Source organism: Ammoniphilus oxalaticus, assembly GCF_003609605.1.
Lineage (GTDB): Bacteria > Bacillota > Bacilli > Aneurinibacillales > RAOX-1 > Ammoniphilus > Ammoniphilus oxalaticus.
On the sequence record NZ_MCHY01000009.1, the window covers coordinates 370,274 to 385,653 of the forward strand.

General features: G+C 42.4%; 18 protein-coding genes. 13 read left to right on the forward strand and 5 right to left on the reverse strand.

Going from position 1 to position 15,380, the window contains the following annotated elements:
* Positions 1-60 precede the first annotated feature (60 nt).
* On the reverse strand, positions 61-501 hold the full coding sequence (locus BEP19_RS13275; protein WP_120190397.1) for a YtoQ family protein: 441 nt from the start codon (positions 499-501) through the stop codon (positions 61-63).
* A gap of 286 nt (positions 502-787) precedes the next feature.
* Here BEP19_RS13275 and BEP19_RS13280 point away from each other — a divergent pair, with 286 nt between their 5' ends.
* From BEP19_RS13280 to BEP19_RS13295, 4 genes are all read left to right on the forward strand, one after another.
* Positions 788-1,282, forward strand: coding sequence for a FixH family protein (locus BEP19_RS13280; RefSeq protein ID WP_120190398.1), 495 nt, complete (start codon positions 788-790; stop codon positions 1,280-1,282).
* A gap of 87 nt (positions 1,283-1,369) precedes the next feature.
* The gene (locus BEP19_RS13285; RefSeq protein WP_120190399.1) at positions 1,370-1,978 is read left to right on the forward strand and encodes an SCO family protein; all 609 of its coding nucleotides are present in this window, start codon (positions 1,370-1,372) and stop codon (positions 1,976-1,978) included.
* 94 nt (positions 1,979-2,072) lie between these two features.
* Positions 2,073-2,261, forward strand: a complete 189-nt coding sequence (locus BEP19_RS13290) for a tautomerase family protein (protein ID WP_120190400.1) — start codon at positions 2,073-2,075, stop codon at positions 2,259-2,261.
* Positions 2,262-2,344: 83 nt separating this feature from the next.
* Positions 2,345-2,944, forward strand: a complete 600-nt coding sequence (locus BEP19_RS13295) for a hypothetical protein (protein ID WP_120190401.1) — start codon at positions 2,345-2,347, stop codon at positions 2,942-2,944.
* A 77-nt stretch (positions 2,945-3,021) separates the two neighbouring features.
* Here the strand turns inward: BEP19_RS13295 and BEP19_RS13300 are convergent, their stop codons facing one another.
* The 3 genes from BEP19_RS13300 to BEP19_RS13310 are packed head-to-tail and all read right to left on the reverse strand — an operon-like array spanning position 3,022 to position 5,331.
* Complete coding sequence (locus BEP19_RS13300) at positions 3,022-3,540, reverse strand: hypothetical protein (protein ID WP_120190402.1); 519 nt, start codon at positions 3,538-3,540, stop codon at positions 3,022-3,024.
* 8 nt (positions 3,541-3,548) lie between these two features.
* Positions 3,549-4,415 carry a metallophosphoesterase gene (locus BEP19_RS13305; RefSeq protein ID WP_120190403.1) on the reverse strand — a complete coding sequence of 289 codons (867 nt, stop codon included), beginning with the start codon at positions 4,413-4,415 and terminating at the stop codon, positions 3,549-3,551.
* Between the two features lie 37 nt (positions 4,416-4,452).
* Positions 4,453-5,331: a copper amine oxidase N-terminal domain-containing protein gene (locus BEP19_RS13310; RefSeq protein ID WP_120190404.1), complete on the reverse strand. Its 879-nt coding sequence runs from the start codon at positions 5,329-5,331 to the stop codon at positions 4,453-4,455.
* Between the two features lie 163 nt (positions 5,332-5,494).
* On the opposite strand from BEP19_RS13310, the gene BEP19_RS13315 reads away from it, so the two are divergent.
* The 6 genes from BEP19_RS13315 (at position 5,495) to BEP19_RS13345 (ending at position 11,600) form a co-directional block, all read left to right on the forward strand.
* Entirely contained in the window at positions 5,495-6,169 is a 675-nt protein-coding gene (locus tag BEP19_RS13315) for a PspA/IM30 family protein (protein ID WP_120190405.1), read from the forward strand.
* Between the two features lie 79 nt (positions 6,170-6,248).
* Entirely contained in the window at positions 6,249-7,277 is a 1,029-nt protein-coding gene (locus tag BEP19_RS13320) for a TFIIB-type zinc ribbon-containing protein (RefSeq protein ID WP_120190406.1), read from the forward strand.
* Positions 7,274-8,068 carry a TPM domain-containing protein gene (locus BEP19_RS13325; RefSeq protein WP_245983559.1) on the forward strand — a complete coding sequence of 265 codons (795 nt, stop codon included), beginning with the start codon at positions 7,274-7,276 and terminating at the stop codon, positions 8,066-8,068. Before BEP19_RS13320 ends, BEP19_RS13325 begins: the two co-directional genes overlap by 4 nt.
* 35 nt (positions 8,069-8,103) lie before the next feature.
* Complete coding sequence (locus BEP19_RS13330) at positions 8,104-9,147, forward strand: SPFH domain-containing protein (protein ID WP_120190407.1); 1,044 nt, start codon at positions 8,104-8,106, stop codon at positions 9,145-9,147.
* A gap of 142 nt (positions 9,148-9,289) precedes the next feature.
* Positions 9,290-9,796, forward strand: a complete 507-nt coding sequence (locus BEP19_RS18220) for a CueP family metal-binding protein (RefSeq protein WP_342767424.1) — start codon at positions 9,290-9,292, stop codon at positions 9,794-9,796.
* Between the two features lie 73 nt (positions 9,797-9,869).
* On the forward strand, positions 9,870-11,600 hold the full coding sequence (locus tag BEP19_RS13345) for a methyl-accepting chemotaxis protein (RefSeq protein ID WP_170145369.1): 1,731 nt from the start codon (positions 9,870-9,872) through the stop codon (positions 11,598-11,600).
* 74 nt (positions 11,601-11,674) lie between these two features.
* Here the strand turns inward: BEP19_RS13345 and BEP19_RS13350 are convergent, their stop codons facing one another.
* Positions 11,675-12,382: a Crp/Fnr family transcriptional regulator gene (locus BEP19_RS13350; protein ID WP_170145370.1), complete on the reverse strand. Its 708-nt coding sequence runs from the start codon at positions 12,380-12,382 to the stop codon at positions 11,675-11,677.
* Between the two features lie 212 nt (positions 12,383-12,594).
* Between BEP19_RS13350 and BEP19_RS13355 the strand changes: the two genes are divergently transcribed.
* The 3 genes from BEP19_RS13355 to BEP19_RS13365 are packed head-to-tail and all read left to right on the forward strand — an operon-like array spanning position 12,595 to position 15,372.
* Complete coding sequence (locus tag BEP19_RS13355) at positions 12,595-13,548, forward strand: ABC transporter substrate-binding protein (RefSeq protein ID WP_170145371.1); 954 nt, start codon at positions 12,595-12,597, stop codon at positions 13,546-13,548.
* A 1-nt stretch (position 13,549) separates the two neighbouring features.
* Positions 13,550-14,590, forward strand: coding sequence for a FecCD family ABC transporter permease (locus BEP19_RS13360; protein WP_120190412.1), 1,041 nt, complete (start codon positions 13,550-13,552; stop codon positions 14,588-14,590).
* On the forward strand, positions 14,575-15,372 hold the full coding sequence (locus tag BEP19_RS13365) for an ABC transporter ATP-binding protein (protein ID WP_245983562.1): 798 nt from the start codon (positions 14,575-14,577) through the stop codon (positions 15,370-15,372). The genes BEP19_RS13360 and BEP19_RS13365 overlap by 16 nt, the downstream gene beginning before the upstream one ends.
* Positions 15,373-15,380: the final 8 nt, after the last annotated feature.

Genomic DNA, 15,380 nt, shown 5'->3' on the forward strand with positions numbered 1-15,380 from the left:
TGACCAAAATAAAAAAACGGGGGATCTTAAACCGCAGATCCACCCGCTACTCTATTTGAATTACTCAAAGATATAGGCAATTGCCGCAATCGCTTGGTCGACAGTTTCTACCGTAACGTTCGCTTTATTAGAAAGCTCCTTCAATGGATGAATCAATGCTTCTGGTCGGATGATGATTAACGGTTTGTTCATGGTGATCGCCGCGCTCGCATCCATTGCTGTATTCCACTGTCTGTATTTATCCCCAAACAAAGCGATTACGATATCTGACTTTTGCATTAACACTTGGGTTCTAAGGTTGTTAATATCAGATGCTGCATGATCTCGATACAGTTTCCCAGGTTGCTCACCTAAAATCGCTTCGCCAATGTCATCGGAACGGTCGTGATTTGTTTGCGGAGCTACAAATTTTAACGGGAGATTTTTCTCTTTTGCTTTTTGTTCGATTTCATCTCTCCAGTTGTCGTGTATCTGACCTGCTAAATAAACGGTTAGTTCCATGGTTACCCCTCCAAAATTAGTTGTTCTAGCTCTATACTAGTCCATATTTGAACTTCAGGAAAACCCTCACGGTAAAGAATACCATAGACATCCTTATTTTCAAACCGCCTGCAAATGATCTAAACATGTTGAGGGATGTTTGTTTCTAACATAATGTCACAAATTCATCACATATTTTGATAGTTTTTAATTTGAATACGGTAGTAAACTTGTTAAAATAGATGTTGCAAGATGTTTAATTTCATCAAGAGTAAAAATATTCTAATATACTAATGGGGGATCGAGGATGAGGGGATTTCGCTTTTTATTTGTTGTTTTGTCGGCTTTATTTATTTTGTCTGCTTGTTCTTCAAAGGACAATGGACAAGTCATTGATGAGGAGGAAGTTCTTGATACATTGGAAGCTGAACTGATAATTCCAAGTGAACTTGCCGTAAATGAAGAGATTTTATTAAGTGTTAAAGTAACATACGGCGCTGAGATTGTCGAAGACGCTGATGAAGTGCAATTTGAGACGTGGAGAATTAATCAAAAAGAAGATAGCAGTGAGTTGACCGATGCGTTTTATGATGAGGATGGAATTTACAGTATTCATAAAGCGTTTACCGAAGACGGTGTTTATTACGTTCAACCTCACGTAACTGCGCGTGGCTTACATACGATGCCTGTTCAACCGATCATCGTCGGCAATCCGAGTGATGAGGAACTTCAACAACTAGAACAGAAGAACAATCCTGAACATAGTGAACTTGATGATCAGGGTGAACACGGCGATCACTAAAATTTTAAAGTCCCAAAGTCTCCTATTAAGGAGACTTTGCTTTGTCTAGCAAAGTATAAATATCGGAGTGGAAAGGGGCGCATGAGTATGAAGAATATAAAGGTATTTATTTTCGGACTCGTTTTTATGTTCGTATTAGCCGCATGCGGGGGGCAAAAGAGTTCAAATGAGACAGGTGATACAAACGGAATTGAACCGATTGTGATGAAGGGAATTGCCGATTTCTCATTTACAACACAGGATAACGACACATTAAGCCTGGACGATCTGAAGGGAAAATGGTGGATTGCCGATTTTGTATTTACGAACTGTACAACGGTTTGTTTACCGATGACCTCGAATATGTCCGCGCTACAAGATCGCATCAAGGAAGAGCGCTTAGATGTTCAACTTGTTACGTTTACGGTTGATCCGGCGCGTGATACAGCTGAAGTTTTAAAGGAGTACGGGGAAGAATATGATGCTGATTTTGATTCGTGGACGTTTTTAACAGGATACGATTTTGAGACGATTACCGAATTATCAACCAAGTCCTTTCTATCGTCCTTACAACCGCCGCGTGAAGGATCAGATCAGATTACACATGGAATCAGATTTCACTTAGTCAATCCAAAGGGCGAAATGATTAAATATTACGATGGGGTCAATTTTAATGAGATTGAAACTATAATTGAAGACTTAAAGAAAGTTGATTAATTACACGGAGTCCACTTTTGAACAAAAAGAGGAACTTTGATAAGATAACAATTAAATGTAACCAAGTTGTTATTAGGTTGATTGGAGGTTCTAGATGCCGATTGTTCGCGTTGAGATGTTTGAGGGTAGGACAGACGCTGAAAAGCAAGCCATGGTCCGCGCGGTAACCGCCGCAATGGCCTCTTCGCTAAAGATTGATCAAGAAGACGTTGATATCATTATTCAGGAAATTAAAAGAAAAGATTGGGCGACAGGCGGCGTGACCTGGGACCAACAATCTTAAACGAAGTTATTTTTGGAGAAAATAACCCTTCGTTTATATACGGACTGTAAGTAGACTTAAGTAAGTAGAAAGTGGGGAAGATTATGCATTCATCTATTCAAGAGATTGTCGGGCTTTTGAAAGAGCGTCCGACGCTTTCCGTTGGACCTCAAGTGATTTGGAACGAAAGACTGGACAGACAAATTACATCGATTCCTTTGACCAATGGAGATGACGAGAAAAGAGCGTACGAAATTGCGTTAAAGGGAGCTTTTTTAATCTATAATGACAGTTTAAGTAAAGGCCATGATGAGCTACAGGATCGTCTCGTCTACGCTCGCAATGATACAGCTAGTTATTGGCATGGGATTATGCACCGTAAAGAAGGCGATTATAACAACGCGAAACATTGGTGCCCTTCCAATCATCCGATTCACGTTCAATTGCTAGAAAAGGCGCGCGCCTATGTTAAAGCGCAGACAATTGAAAACGGGGAGTTAAAGGCTACTTTGCAAAAGTTGGTAGAACAATCCGCGTGGAATGCGCGTTTATTTGTTGACATAGTGAAAGACAATGTGCTTAATGGATTAACAGATGAGGCGGCTACGCTTTTAGCTAACATCCAGCAAATTGAACTCGAATTACTGCTTGACTATACTTGTGAGAAAGCGGTTGGGAAGACGTTTACGGAGATAGCATCTTAATATTTTGGTCCTAAAAATGAAACGGGCATGAAAAACAAATCGTTGTTTTTCATGCCTATTTTTTGCGTTTCTTTCAGTCAGCTTATCCCATTTCTATATTGTTCAATTTCCTTTGCGAGTTTCGACTTGCTAAATCCTTTTTGACGAATAAATTGCTTTATTTCTTCTAGGCTTAGGTAAGATAACCGAATGTGGTAGTAATTGATCTGTTCAATGATAGCGAAAAGATAGAGAAATAAGCACCAATAGAAGATGAGTGACGAGATCATGAATTCATATATCATCAAAGGGATCCCTAAGGCAATTAAAGTTATGTTCACTTTCTTGAAAAAGGAGAATAGCCGCATTTTTTGGTCGGGTAGATTAGAGAAGTCTCTTTTACGGACTTGTTTCCATTTGAGGAACCAATAATAACTGCCTTGCAGGAGGATCATTTCAAGCAAAAGGAAGAAGTACACGGAAGCGAGAGAGGTTAAGTAAGGCGCTGTCCACTCCGAATTTTGGAGATAGAGCGCCCACAAAACGGCAAATAAAAGGGTCGAAACGAATTCCCCTGTATACAAATAAAACAATCTGCGCACAGTCTTTTTATACATAGAATTCACTAAAACTCCTTATGGAATGTAAATAATGTGATCTCCGGGCGACATGCAAAACGCAAAGGGAGGATTGTCGTCCCGATGCCGCGATTTACATATAACAATAAGTTGGAATCAGCGATTGGAAAGAGACCATTGATGTATTTCTTTGCGCCTGGCGGTGTGATGACTGATCCGAAAAGGGGGATGCGGATTTGCCCGCCGTGACTATGGCCAGAGAGTTGTAGGGTAATCGGGTAATTTTTGCATTCATCCGCAAAGTCTGGTGTGTGTGATAACAAGATGATGAAATCCTCGTCGCCAACTCCATTCATTGCTTGTTCGAGATCGGGTTGACCCGCTAGGCTATCGTCTACGCCAACCATTCGAATCGACTGGTCATCCTTATTTATCTGGTGTTGCCGATTGACAAGCACCTTGAATTGAGCTGCTTCGAGAACGGAAGTGAGGAGAGAAACATTTCCCCGGTAATCATGATTTCCAAGAACAGCATACTTTCCAAAAGGAGCTTTGAGCTGGGACAAGGTCAAGATGGAGTCCTCATATTCTTCGACTCCACCCTGATCTGCTAAATCCCCAGTAAAACAAATAATATCCGGCTGCAGCGAATGAATCTGTTCAACGACTTCACGCAATTCTTGCTGACCGAAGTAGTGACCTAGATGCGTATCGCTAAATTGTACAAGACGAAGTCCATGAAAGGCTGGGGGGAGATGGTTGAATGTAAGGTTAACACGTTTCACATCATACCAAAACCTCTCACCACGAAAGGAATAGCCTAGTGACAGGGCGGAAAGTGTCGCCATGCTCAAGATTCCTGTTATCCCTTTCTTTAGGAACGATCGACGAGTAGTTAGCCGGTTTTTACTCATTGTTTCTGTTCTCCTTTACGAGTGAGAAGTCAAGAGCTTAAGATTGATTTTCTAGCAATAAATCAACGAATTGTTGCGGTACATACGTTCTGCCATCTTTAATCTCTGGAGCGACATCAAGATAGCCTAAGCTGCGATTATAGCCATAATCTTTGGCTCCAATCGTGAGTTGATAAGAACTGGCTTGTTTTGTTAAAGTGACACGTTTTGTTGATTCATCCCATTCTACGTCATAGCCAAGCCCTTCCGCAACTTCTCTTAACGGGACCATTTCGGGCTCAATTACTTCGTCGATCTCCTCATTTAAAGGATCAAGAGCGATGATCTTGTTAGGCGTCGTTTGAGCGGGAATGCTTTTGGTTGAAGCAGTGTAGAACACGATCAACTCTTTGCCGTTCAGCTCATCTTCTTTAATCTCCTTTCCTTGATGATTGACTAGCTGGGTATCTTCCGCAAGATTGAGTTTAAGTTGATTGTCGAGACTCACGAACTCGTTCGTAAACTTGCCAACCTTTACTTGTCCCATTTCTTCGCCGTGAACAATTACGATCTCAGGGGCGATTTGTGGGGGGTAGATCATAATCATCGGTTTATTTTTGTCATAATAAGCATCAACGGTCAGTTCCTTCTTCAATTCGCTTTCATCCACGCGATTTCCAGTTGCGCTGTCAAGGATGAGCGTCTTGTCCGAGATCAAGAGATAAGCTGGATCGTTCTCCATATCATTCAAAAACAATTGAAGCAAGTCACCCTTTTGTCCAACTTCAGAGATGATTCCTGAGGCTTTCATGTAGTCAGACGCCTCAATTTGGTTGTCGATTTGAATGGGGGTGGCGGGAGAAGATGCTAGCGCGATATTTCCGCTAAGTATCGTGATAGTTAAAGCAGCAGTGGTGAGAACTGAATATTTTTTCATTTTATTTCTATCTCCTTTTAGATGGTTTCATCCTCTTAGACGAGGAAGTTTTATAAAAGGTTGCAAAAAACAATACTGCGGGGCTTTTTTCCAGTTTCCTGAGACTTTATCACTTAAAAACCAGTATAATATAATTAAGGATCTGCAAAAAGGAGTGGAAACGATGAGTATTATCGCAAGATTTAAGGATATTATGTCCAGTAATATTAATGCCTTATTAGATCGGGCGGAAAACCCGGAAAAGATGATTGACCAATATTTGCGAAATTTAAATCAAGATTTGGGTAAAGTGAAAGCCGAAACAGCATCTGTGATGGCGGGAGAGCAACGCTCAAAAAGAGCGTTGAATGAATGCCGAGACGATATAGATAAAATGGAACGTTACGCGATTAAAGCGTTGGAGGCGGACAATGAAGCCGACGCGAGGACTTTTCTTGAACGAAAGGGAACGCTGGAAGGACAACTAGCCGAGTTGCAATCGGCTTATGAATTGGCGGCCTCGAATGCTGGTCAAATGAAGCAAATGCATGACAAACTTGTTTCTGATATCGGTGAACTGGAGTCGCGCCGCAAGATGTTGAAAGCGAAGTGGAAGGTGGCCCAAACACAAGAGAGAGTTAATAAATTGGGGGCGGCTGACTCGAACCGTTCTTTATCGGCGTTCGGACGAATGGAAGATAAGATTAATCAAGCGTTGGATGAGGCTAACGCGATGGCTGAACTCAACGCGGGGCCGAAGGATGAAATTGCGGATTTAACCGCGAAATATGACAGCCCAAAGAGCAGTGTGGACCAAGAATTGGCTGCCTTGAAGGCAAGAATGAAGAAGGATGAGTAGGTAACAAAGAAAAAAGCTGCAGCAGCTCTGACTGCAGCTTTTCAACTTTTATAAGCATGGGGAGGGGGATGGGTCCCACGTGATTCTGCATTATAAATGTCCAAACTGCGGCAGCGATATGAATTTTGACGCTGATTCGGGCTCCTTAAGTTGTCAGAGTTGCGGCAGACATGACAATATTGAGAACATACCTGAAGATTTACGGACAGCCACTTTTTCGGAAGATGAGGCAAAAGAATACGAATGTAAAAATTGCGGGGCGGCGGTCATTACAGCGCAAGAGACAACAGCGACACACTGTAGCTTTTGTGGGGCGGGCGTCGTTTTAGTGGATCGCTTGTCGGGTCATCTTGCTCCAGCTAAAGTCATTCCTTTTACGATCAGTAAAGAGGAAGCAATTCGCGCTTTTAAAAAGTGGTGTAGGAAAGGATTGTTAACGCCGAAAGGCTTTATGACCGCGGATCGAATCAAAAGTATGACAGGAATCTATGTCCCTTTCTGGTTGTATGATTTAAACAGTAAGGCGAACGTCACCGCCACATGCGCGAGGGTTAGAACGTATTCGCGCGGTGATTACATTTATACGGAAACGAAATATTATGACGCGTTTCGCGATATTGACCTGAATTATGTGAAAGTGCCTGTGGATGCTTCGGAAAAGATGAATGATGAGTTAATGGATAAGTTGGAACCTTATCCCTACGATCAATTAAAAGAATTTAAAACGCCTTACTTGGCTGGCTATTTGGCAGAAAAGTACAACTTTACCGATGAGCAATTGTTGCCGCGCGCGAAAGATAAAATTAATGAATACATTGAATCGTATATTAGTTCTACCTTTGCCGGCTATCATTCTGTTAGCTATAAGCGGAAGCAAATCAATACGAGAAATATGAAAAGCGCCTATGTACTTTTGCCTGTCTGGATGGTTTGTTATGATTACAATCGAGCGGAACATATATTCGCGATGAACGGGCAAACAGGCAAAGTGGTTGGCAAGCCACCGCTAAGTTCGAGTAAGATCGCATTATGGTTTGGCGGGATTGCCGCTGGTACATTGTTTGCGTTAAAATGCGCCTCTTGGGCGATGGGAGGCGGCTTTTGGTGAGACGAACTTTTGCTTTATTACTGATGGTCTGTTTGTTCGTCTTACCTGGCGGAAACTTTGCTAAGGCAGAGCCTGTCGATCGGCAACAGTATATTTTTGACTACGCGGAATTGTTAACGCCCCAAGAAAGAGAGCAGCTTCAATCTTTAGCAAGCAAATTAGGGGCTGAGCGGGAGACGGCATTTCTCATTGTAACGCTTAAAGGAACGGGTCATTTAGATATTTCAGAATATATCGATGAGTTTTATGATAATGGAGCGCCTGGTTACGATAAACCACATGGAAACACGGCAATGTTAACGATAGATCTCATGGAAAAAGAAGTTGAGTTGACGGGTTTTAAAAAGGCGGAAGACTATTTAGATAATGATCGAATGGATCAAATACGGAGAAAAATAACTCCCCACCTAAAAGAGGCGCGTTACTATGAATCGTTCTCTACGTTTATCACTACTTCACATAAGTATATGGGCTATGAACCAGGGGTGGATCCCGAAAATATCTTGTTTAAATGGTGGTTCCAGGTATCGGTTGCAATCGGTGTGGCCGGCGCCGTTGTGTTTTTGATGGCCTACCATTCAGGTGGAAGAGTGACGGTAAACCAGCAAACATATTTAGATGGTCAACGGTCACGGGTGGTGGACCAATCCGATCGTTATGTGCGACAAACAGTGACCAAGCGTAAAAAGCCGTCATCGAACAGTAGAAGTAGCGGTGGTGGCGGTGGCGGTGGTAGCGGTAGAGTGACACCAGGCGGTCATTCGCGCAGTAGCAGCAGAGGGAAATTCTAATATTCGTTGAAATTACAGGAAAGGAGAGTTGATCGATGTTCTTTTTCAGAAATCAATTGGCTAACGTTGTTGAATGGCAAGAATTTAGAGAGGACATGATCTTCTACAAATGGCCTAATCGTGAAATTAAAAAGGGAAGTAGGTTGATCGTTCAACCGGGTCAAGATGCGATCTTTTTCAACAATGGAAGAATCGAAGGGATATTTACAGAGGCGGGCGATTATGACATTGAGTCGGAGATTATCCCCTTTTTATCGACGTTAAAAGGCTTTAAATTTGGCTTTAATAGCGGAATGCGCGTAGAAGTTTTATTCGTCAATACAAAGGAATTTATCGTGAAATGGGGCACGCAAAACGCGATCAATATCCCTGCTCCGGGTTTGCCGGGCGGAATGCCAATTCGAGCAAACGGTACGTTTAACTTTAAAGTAACGGATTACGTTGCTTTAATCGACCAAGTTGCGGGGGTTCGTGATCAATATTTAATTGAAGATGTGCGGATTCGAATCACGTCGGCTCTCGACCAATTGCTGATGAAATGGATTGTCAAAGAGGGCACGAATATGTTTGATTTGCAGATTAATTCAACCGAGATTTCAAAGGGTATCCAGGAAGATTTGGATATGCAAATGATCAAAAGCGGGATTACAATTACGGCCTTCAGTATCATGAGTTTCAACTATCCAAAAGAAATTCAAGAGATGATTAATAAAAACGCGTCGCATAGTATGGTCGGCAACGTGGACCGCTACCAACAAATTGAGCTGACGGATGCGATGGCATCTGGAAAAATGAGCGGTAGCGGCGGGGGAGCGGCCTCCGATATGGCGGGGATGATGATGGGGATGAACATTACAGGTAAAATGATGGACAAAATGAATCAACAGGAAAAGAAGAACCAGTCAGCTTCAGAGACAGCGCAGTCCACGCCAACTCCACCGACTCAAAATACGCCTCCTGCTGCCGAACCGAAAGCGGATGGGCAAGATGGACAACAGCGACCGAACTTCTGTCCGAACTGCGGAACAAAGACGAGCGGCGGGAATTTCTGCTCCAATTGCGGTCAAAAACTCGTGTAAAGTAATGTAGAAATTGTGTCAAAATCGGAAACATGACCTTGTTGGTTTTGGATCACGATATAATGAAGCGATATTGATAATAAAAGCAAGGCGGTGAACGAAAGTGAAAGGGAAACTAGCAACGATCGTAGTAGTGTTCGCGATGTCCATCCTATCTGTAGCTTGCGGCAATACGAATTCAAATGAGGAGCAAACAGGTCAGCAAGTGGATGCAGTTTTAATTAAGCAACTAGTCCATGACTATAGTGTTGAAGATTTTAAAGGCGAAGTTCAAGCATCGATTACATCAGATGAACTCATTGTTACGAACAATAATGGCGATAAAGAAATCTATCAGCTGCCTGAAGAAGAATTTTTCGTTTCCATCGCTCCGTATATTGAGCAAACTCATCCTTGAACAAACCATAGCTTGACAGGTTGTCAAGGAGAACTCGTTGCGGAGAAATTTGACGTGCAAATTCATGACGAACAAGGCCGTCCGATTATCGATACGATGATCGCGACGGAAGCAAATGGATTCTTTGATCTATGGTTGCCGCGTAATCAAACGTATCAAGTGAAAATTCAGCAAGGAGACAAAGTTGCCGAAGCAAAGCTTGCAACTTTCAAAGATGATCCGACCTGCATCACGACGATGCAACTGCAGTAAAAGCGCCAGACGGCGCTTTTTTTACTTAACAACTTAATTAAGTAGCCGATATTACTATAAAAAAAAGGTGGTATTGGAGGGAGTTTCTATTTTTAGACGTTATTTTTCTTCGTTATCAATACGAACAAAGCTTCTTTTTCTTTTTAGCGCCATTTTAATCTTCTCTTTTTCGATAAAGGGTTATCAAGAAACGATAACGCTAGAAAAGACAATACAAGGCGAAGCGTTAGAAAAGGCAAGATCTGATTTGCAAACAGGACTGGCTATTATCGATTTGACTTATCCGGGAGATTGGCGAGCTGAAGGTGAAAAGCTATATAAAGGCGAGACGCTCATCAATAATAACTTTGAAATCGTAGACCTCATTGGTGAATTAACAGAGGGAGATACGGTTACTATCTTTCTGCATAATAAGCGAGTCACAACGAATGTTTTGGTCGATGGGCAACGAGCTGTCGGCACAACCGTTTCAGATCTTGTTGCTGAACGTGTTCTTGGGCAAGGCGAGTTGTTTCTTGGGCAGGCGAATGTTGTTGGTCATACATACCAGTCGGCCTATATGCCGCTAAAAGATCGCGCTGGAGAAATCATCGGTATTTGGTATGTCGGCGCTCCGGACGCAAGTGACCGTATTCAACAGATCCAAAAGGATAACCTGCTCGCTATCATCGTTCAAGTGTTTGCGCTCTTAATTATAGCGATTGGATTAAACACGTTACTTACCCGCCCGATGATCAGAAGAATAAAGTTAGCTTCAGAGCGGTTACAAATGATTGCGGATGGAGACCTTACTTTTGAAAATATGAAAACAAACAGCAATGATGAAACGGGGTTATTAGTTAGAGCGACGAATAGAGTTAAAGACGATCTGCGCGAAATTTTGAGTAATGTGAGAGAAACAACATGGCAAGTCGCTTCATCTTCTGAGCAATTGACCGCGATCGCCGGACAAAATAGTGAAGCGACTGAACAAATTACCATTGCGATGCAAGAAGTTGCTGTTGGTTCAGAGCAACAATCTACTCGTTTTATGGAAGCTAATGAAGCCGTTTCAACTATTGCGCAAGGAATAGACCGTGTGTCTGAGTCGATTGACTTAATGACGAGTTCATCAACTTCGGCCAACGAAAAGGCTCGAAGCGGAACGGAAACTGTATTGCAAACAATTGAACAAATGAATCGAGCGCAGTTATCAGTTGGGGAAACGGTTAAAGTGATTGATTCGTTGGAAGAAACATCGAGGGAAATAAATCATATATTGGAGGTGATTACGCAAATTGCGGATCAGACGAACCTGCTATCGTTGAATGCCGCAATTGAAGCGGCCCGCGCGGGGGAACATGGGAGGGGTTTTTCTGTTGTCGCTGATGAAGTACGAAAGTTAGCGGAGCAATCGGCTGGAGCAGCGGAACAAATACATGAATTAATTAAACAAGTTCAATCAGAATCTAACAAAGCAGCGGCTTCGATGAATGAAAGCGCGACGGTCGTGGCGGAAGGAATTAGTCGGGTCCGTCTGTCAGGTGAAGCTTTTAATGAGATAGTCCATTCAGTTACCGAAATTTCAAAGCAATCGCTAGAGGTGACAAATGTTCTAGAGCAAGTCAAACAAAGTGGACAAGATATGGTTCAAACCGTCGCCCAAGCGGCGGATCTATCGCAAGACACGTCCGGGAATACCCAACAAGTCGCTGCCGCGGCGCAAGAACAAAACGCATCGATGGAGGAAATAGCCGTCTCCGCTGATTCATTGAGTAACTTAGTAGAAGAATTGCGCGGAATGATAACTAGATTCAAACTATAATGAGATAAAAAAGTGGGAAGATCCTAAAAACATGGGATCTTCCCACTTTTTATTTAACAATGATCGTTTGTTGTTCATTTTTCGATTGAATAACGTTCTTTTAGTATAGCGGGAGTGAGAATGAATCGACCTTGCTTGTCGCGCGCTACTAACTTTTTAGAAATTAACTTTGTTACGACCCTACTGACTGTCTCACGAGAAAGACCAACCATATTAGCCAAGTCTTTAATTTGAAATGGTGTTAGAAATAAAATCTGTTTGGTTGAAAGAGTAATCCCATGATCCTTTGATAGTTGGATCAGTAGCTTAACGATTTGTTCTTCAATCGTGTTTAGCATTTTATTTTCTAAACGGAATTGCATGTCATTAAGTTGATTTCCAATGATCTTAAGCAAAGCAATACTCATCCGCGGGTATTTAATGAGCAGTTGTTCCAAATCGGCAATAGGAATCGTAAATATTTCAACATCCTCCTCAGCCACCGCGTTGGTTGAATAATGACAATGATCACTCAGAAAATGATCATAAGGAAAGGTTTTTGCGCGGGTATAGATTGAGAGAATTAAGTCCCTCCCTTTATCATCCACTTTATATATACGAACCCTTCCTTGGCAAAGAAAGAAAACACGGTCCAGTTGGTCACCTTGCCTATATAAATACGTGGTTTTTTTAACTGTTCGATATAAACAACGGGATACAAGGTCTTCCTGTTCCTTCCTATTCAACTCCTTAAATAAAGGAAATAGATGCAAGTATTGTACAATAAATCTTCTGTTATCCAACGTTACCCCTCCCAATAACGATAATCATTATCAAATAAGTGCTAGAAAATTCGTGTAATTACAACCAATTTCACCAGATAATGTTAAATACGTGATTATAATCACGCGGAGCGTCGAAAATACCATTTATAATGAGGTCACGTTGAGAACGCTTATCATTATCAATATAGGACAATTTAGAAAAAAAGACAAAGTCGGAATGGGGAATGATGTTGAAAACAAAAATGATCATGCTGTGTTGGTTATTTGCAATTATTATTTCTGGTTGTTCAAGTCAAACGGTCAGCACGGAAGTAAAAACCGATCAAAATGGGGGAGTCATGATTACTGACCATGCCGAACGGACAGTGAAATTTAATGAGCCGCCTGAACGGATCGTTTCGCTTGCGCAAGGAGATTTGGAGATCGTATATCAACTTGGAGGAAATATTGTTGGACGTCCTACAGCGAGGATTCAACCGCTGAAAGAGTTAGCGGAAGTTGAACAAGTAGGAACCGCGCACGACGTCGATTTCGAAAAGGTTGTAAGTCTGAAGCCAGACCTAGTCATTGGACATGCGGATTTAAATAGAAAGGATATTAGTACTGCGGAATCATTAGGGCTTAAGTTGTTTTTAACAAACGGAAATCAATTTGAACAAATTGTTGAGATGATTGATCAATACGGAACCATTTTGGAACGGAAAAATGAGGCGAGTCGTTTGATTGCTAACATTCAACAAAAAAGAGAGGCAATTGAGGCCGATCCGTTACCGAGGGAGATCAAGGCATTAATTGTTTATGGAACGACTGAATCATTTATGGCTGCTTTACCGTCCTCGCTCTCAGGGAATTTACTCGATATCGCAGGCGGTCAAAATATTGCCGATGGGCTGCCAAAGGTTGAGCATTATCCAGATTATGCCCAGCTTAGTATGGAGCACGTCATCGCAAAAGATCCCGATGTCATCTATTTCATCACACACGGTGAACCGGAAGCGGTGAAGGAAAAATTTGAACAAGAGCTTAGGGCCAATCCGGCATGGAGAGGTGTGAAAGCTTTTAAAAATGATCAGTTCATTTTCTTGCCATTTGAACTCTTTGGCTCAAGTCCCGGACCAAAGGTGGGAGAATCGCTTACATTCTTAAAAGAGAGCTTAGATCAAGTTGCGGTTAAAGGAGAGTAATATGGCGCAACGCGATAGTCAACTAACCATAACGCGAGTGGAAGACCCACGGCGTAAGAAGAGGATCGTTACGTTGCTTATTTTCTTGTTATTATGCAGTCTGTCGATCATTTACGGGATTATGGTCGGACCGGTCTCCATTCGACTCAGTGATATTTGGCAAGCATTTATTGCCTCGCCGAGTACGGTTGAAACGAGGATTGTGTGGGATCTACGGTTGCCTCGTTTGTTAACTGGCTTGTTGGTTGGTTCTTGTTTAGCTGTATCAGGGGCATTGTTACAAGGGGTCATGCGAAATCCGCTAGCGGATCCGGGAATTATTGGTGTATCCGCCGGCGCGGGGCTCGTCGCGGTGATTATGATGATTGTTTTCCCGGCATATACCCATTTAACTCCTTTTGGAGCGTTTATCGGAGCGTTGGCTGCTACATGTATGATTTATTTCGTAGCTTGGAACGGCGGTGTGTCTCCACTGCGAATGATTTTAGCGGGAGTGGCAATTAACGCGTTGCTGGGGGCTTTAACTTCAACGGTCATGATTTTATATAGCGATCGCGTTCAGGCTGTGCTTCCGTGGCTTGTTGGGGGTCTTGCGGGGAGGAGTTGGCCACATTTCTTTATCATCTTGCCCTATGCGGCGCTTGGATTGTTTCTATCCATTTTTGCGATCAAGCACGCCAATATTATGTTACTTGGGGATGAAGTGGCTCGGTTAGCGGGCAATAAAGTGGAGCGAAGCCGATTTTACCTCATTATTCTAGCGGCTTTGTTGGCGGGGGCAGCAGTAAGTGTAGCCGGATTAATTGGTTTTGTCGGACTGGTTGTGCCGCACTTTGTGCGATTAATCGTTGGCAATGACTACCGATATTTGTTGCCGATATCAGCAATTGCCGGCGCATTTTTAGTTGCGCTCGCGGATACTTCGGCAAGAAGTTGGTTTGATCCAATTGAACTTCCCGTTGGAATTTTATTAGCGGTCATTGGGGCGCCATTTTTTCTGTACTTATTGAGAGGAGGAAAACAGGGGTGGAAGATGTCTTAGTCGCAAACGATCTATCTTATCGGTATACGGATTCATATTGTATTAAAGACTTTTCCCTATCCATTCAAAAAGGGGAAATTGTAAGTATCGTCGGTTCAAACGGGTCAGGGAAATCAACCGTGTTACGTTTGCTCACCCGGCTTTTAAAGACAGAGAGCGGCGCTATTCTATTGGAAGGCCAGTCGATTAACCAATTAACGGATAAACAATTTGCCAAGAAGATGACAATGTTGCCGCAAGTGTTAAATCATCAAGTGGAAATGACGGTGAGAGATTTAGTGTCGCATGGTCGTAACCCGTATTTAAAGTGGTATGAGGTGGTTGATAACCAAACGAATTATATCGATTGGGCGTTATCGGTCACCCACTTAACGGCGCTGCAACATCGACCATTATACGCATTGTCGGGCGGTGAGCGGCAACGGGCTTGGATTGCGATGTCAATTGCTCAAACGCCAAAGGTTTTAATTCTAGATGAACCGACTAGTTATTTAGACATCTCGCATCAGCTAGAAATTATGGAATTATTAAAAGAACTAAACGATTCTCTGGGGATGACTATTATTATGGTGCTGCATGACCTCAATCAAGCGGCTAGATACAGCGATCGAATCATTGCAATGAAAAATGGAAAGGTGGTGAGGCAAGGAAAACCTTGTGAGGTGTATGATCATGATTTTTTCGAAGAAGTTTTTTCTATAAAAGCTTCCATTCATTTCGACGGGGATAAACCGGTTTGCACCCCGATTGGATTAGCGCAAAGTCAACAAAAGAAAAATTAAATGGAGTG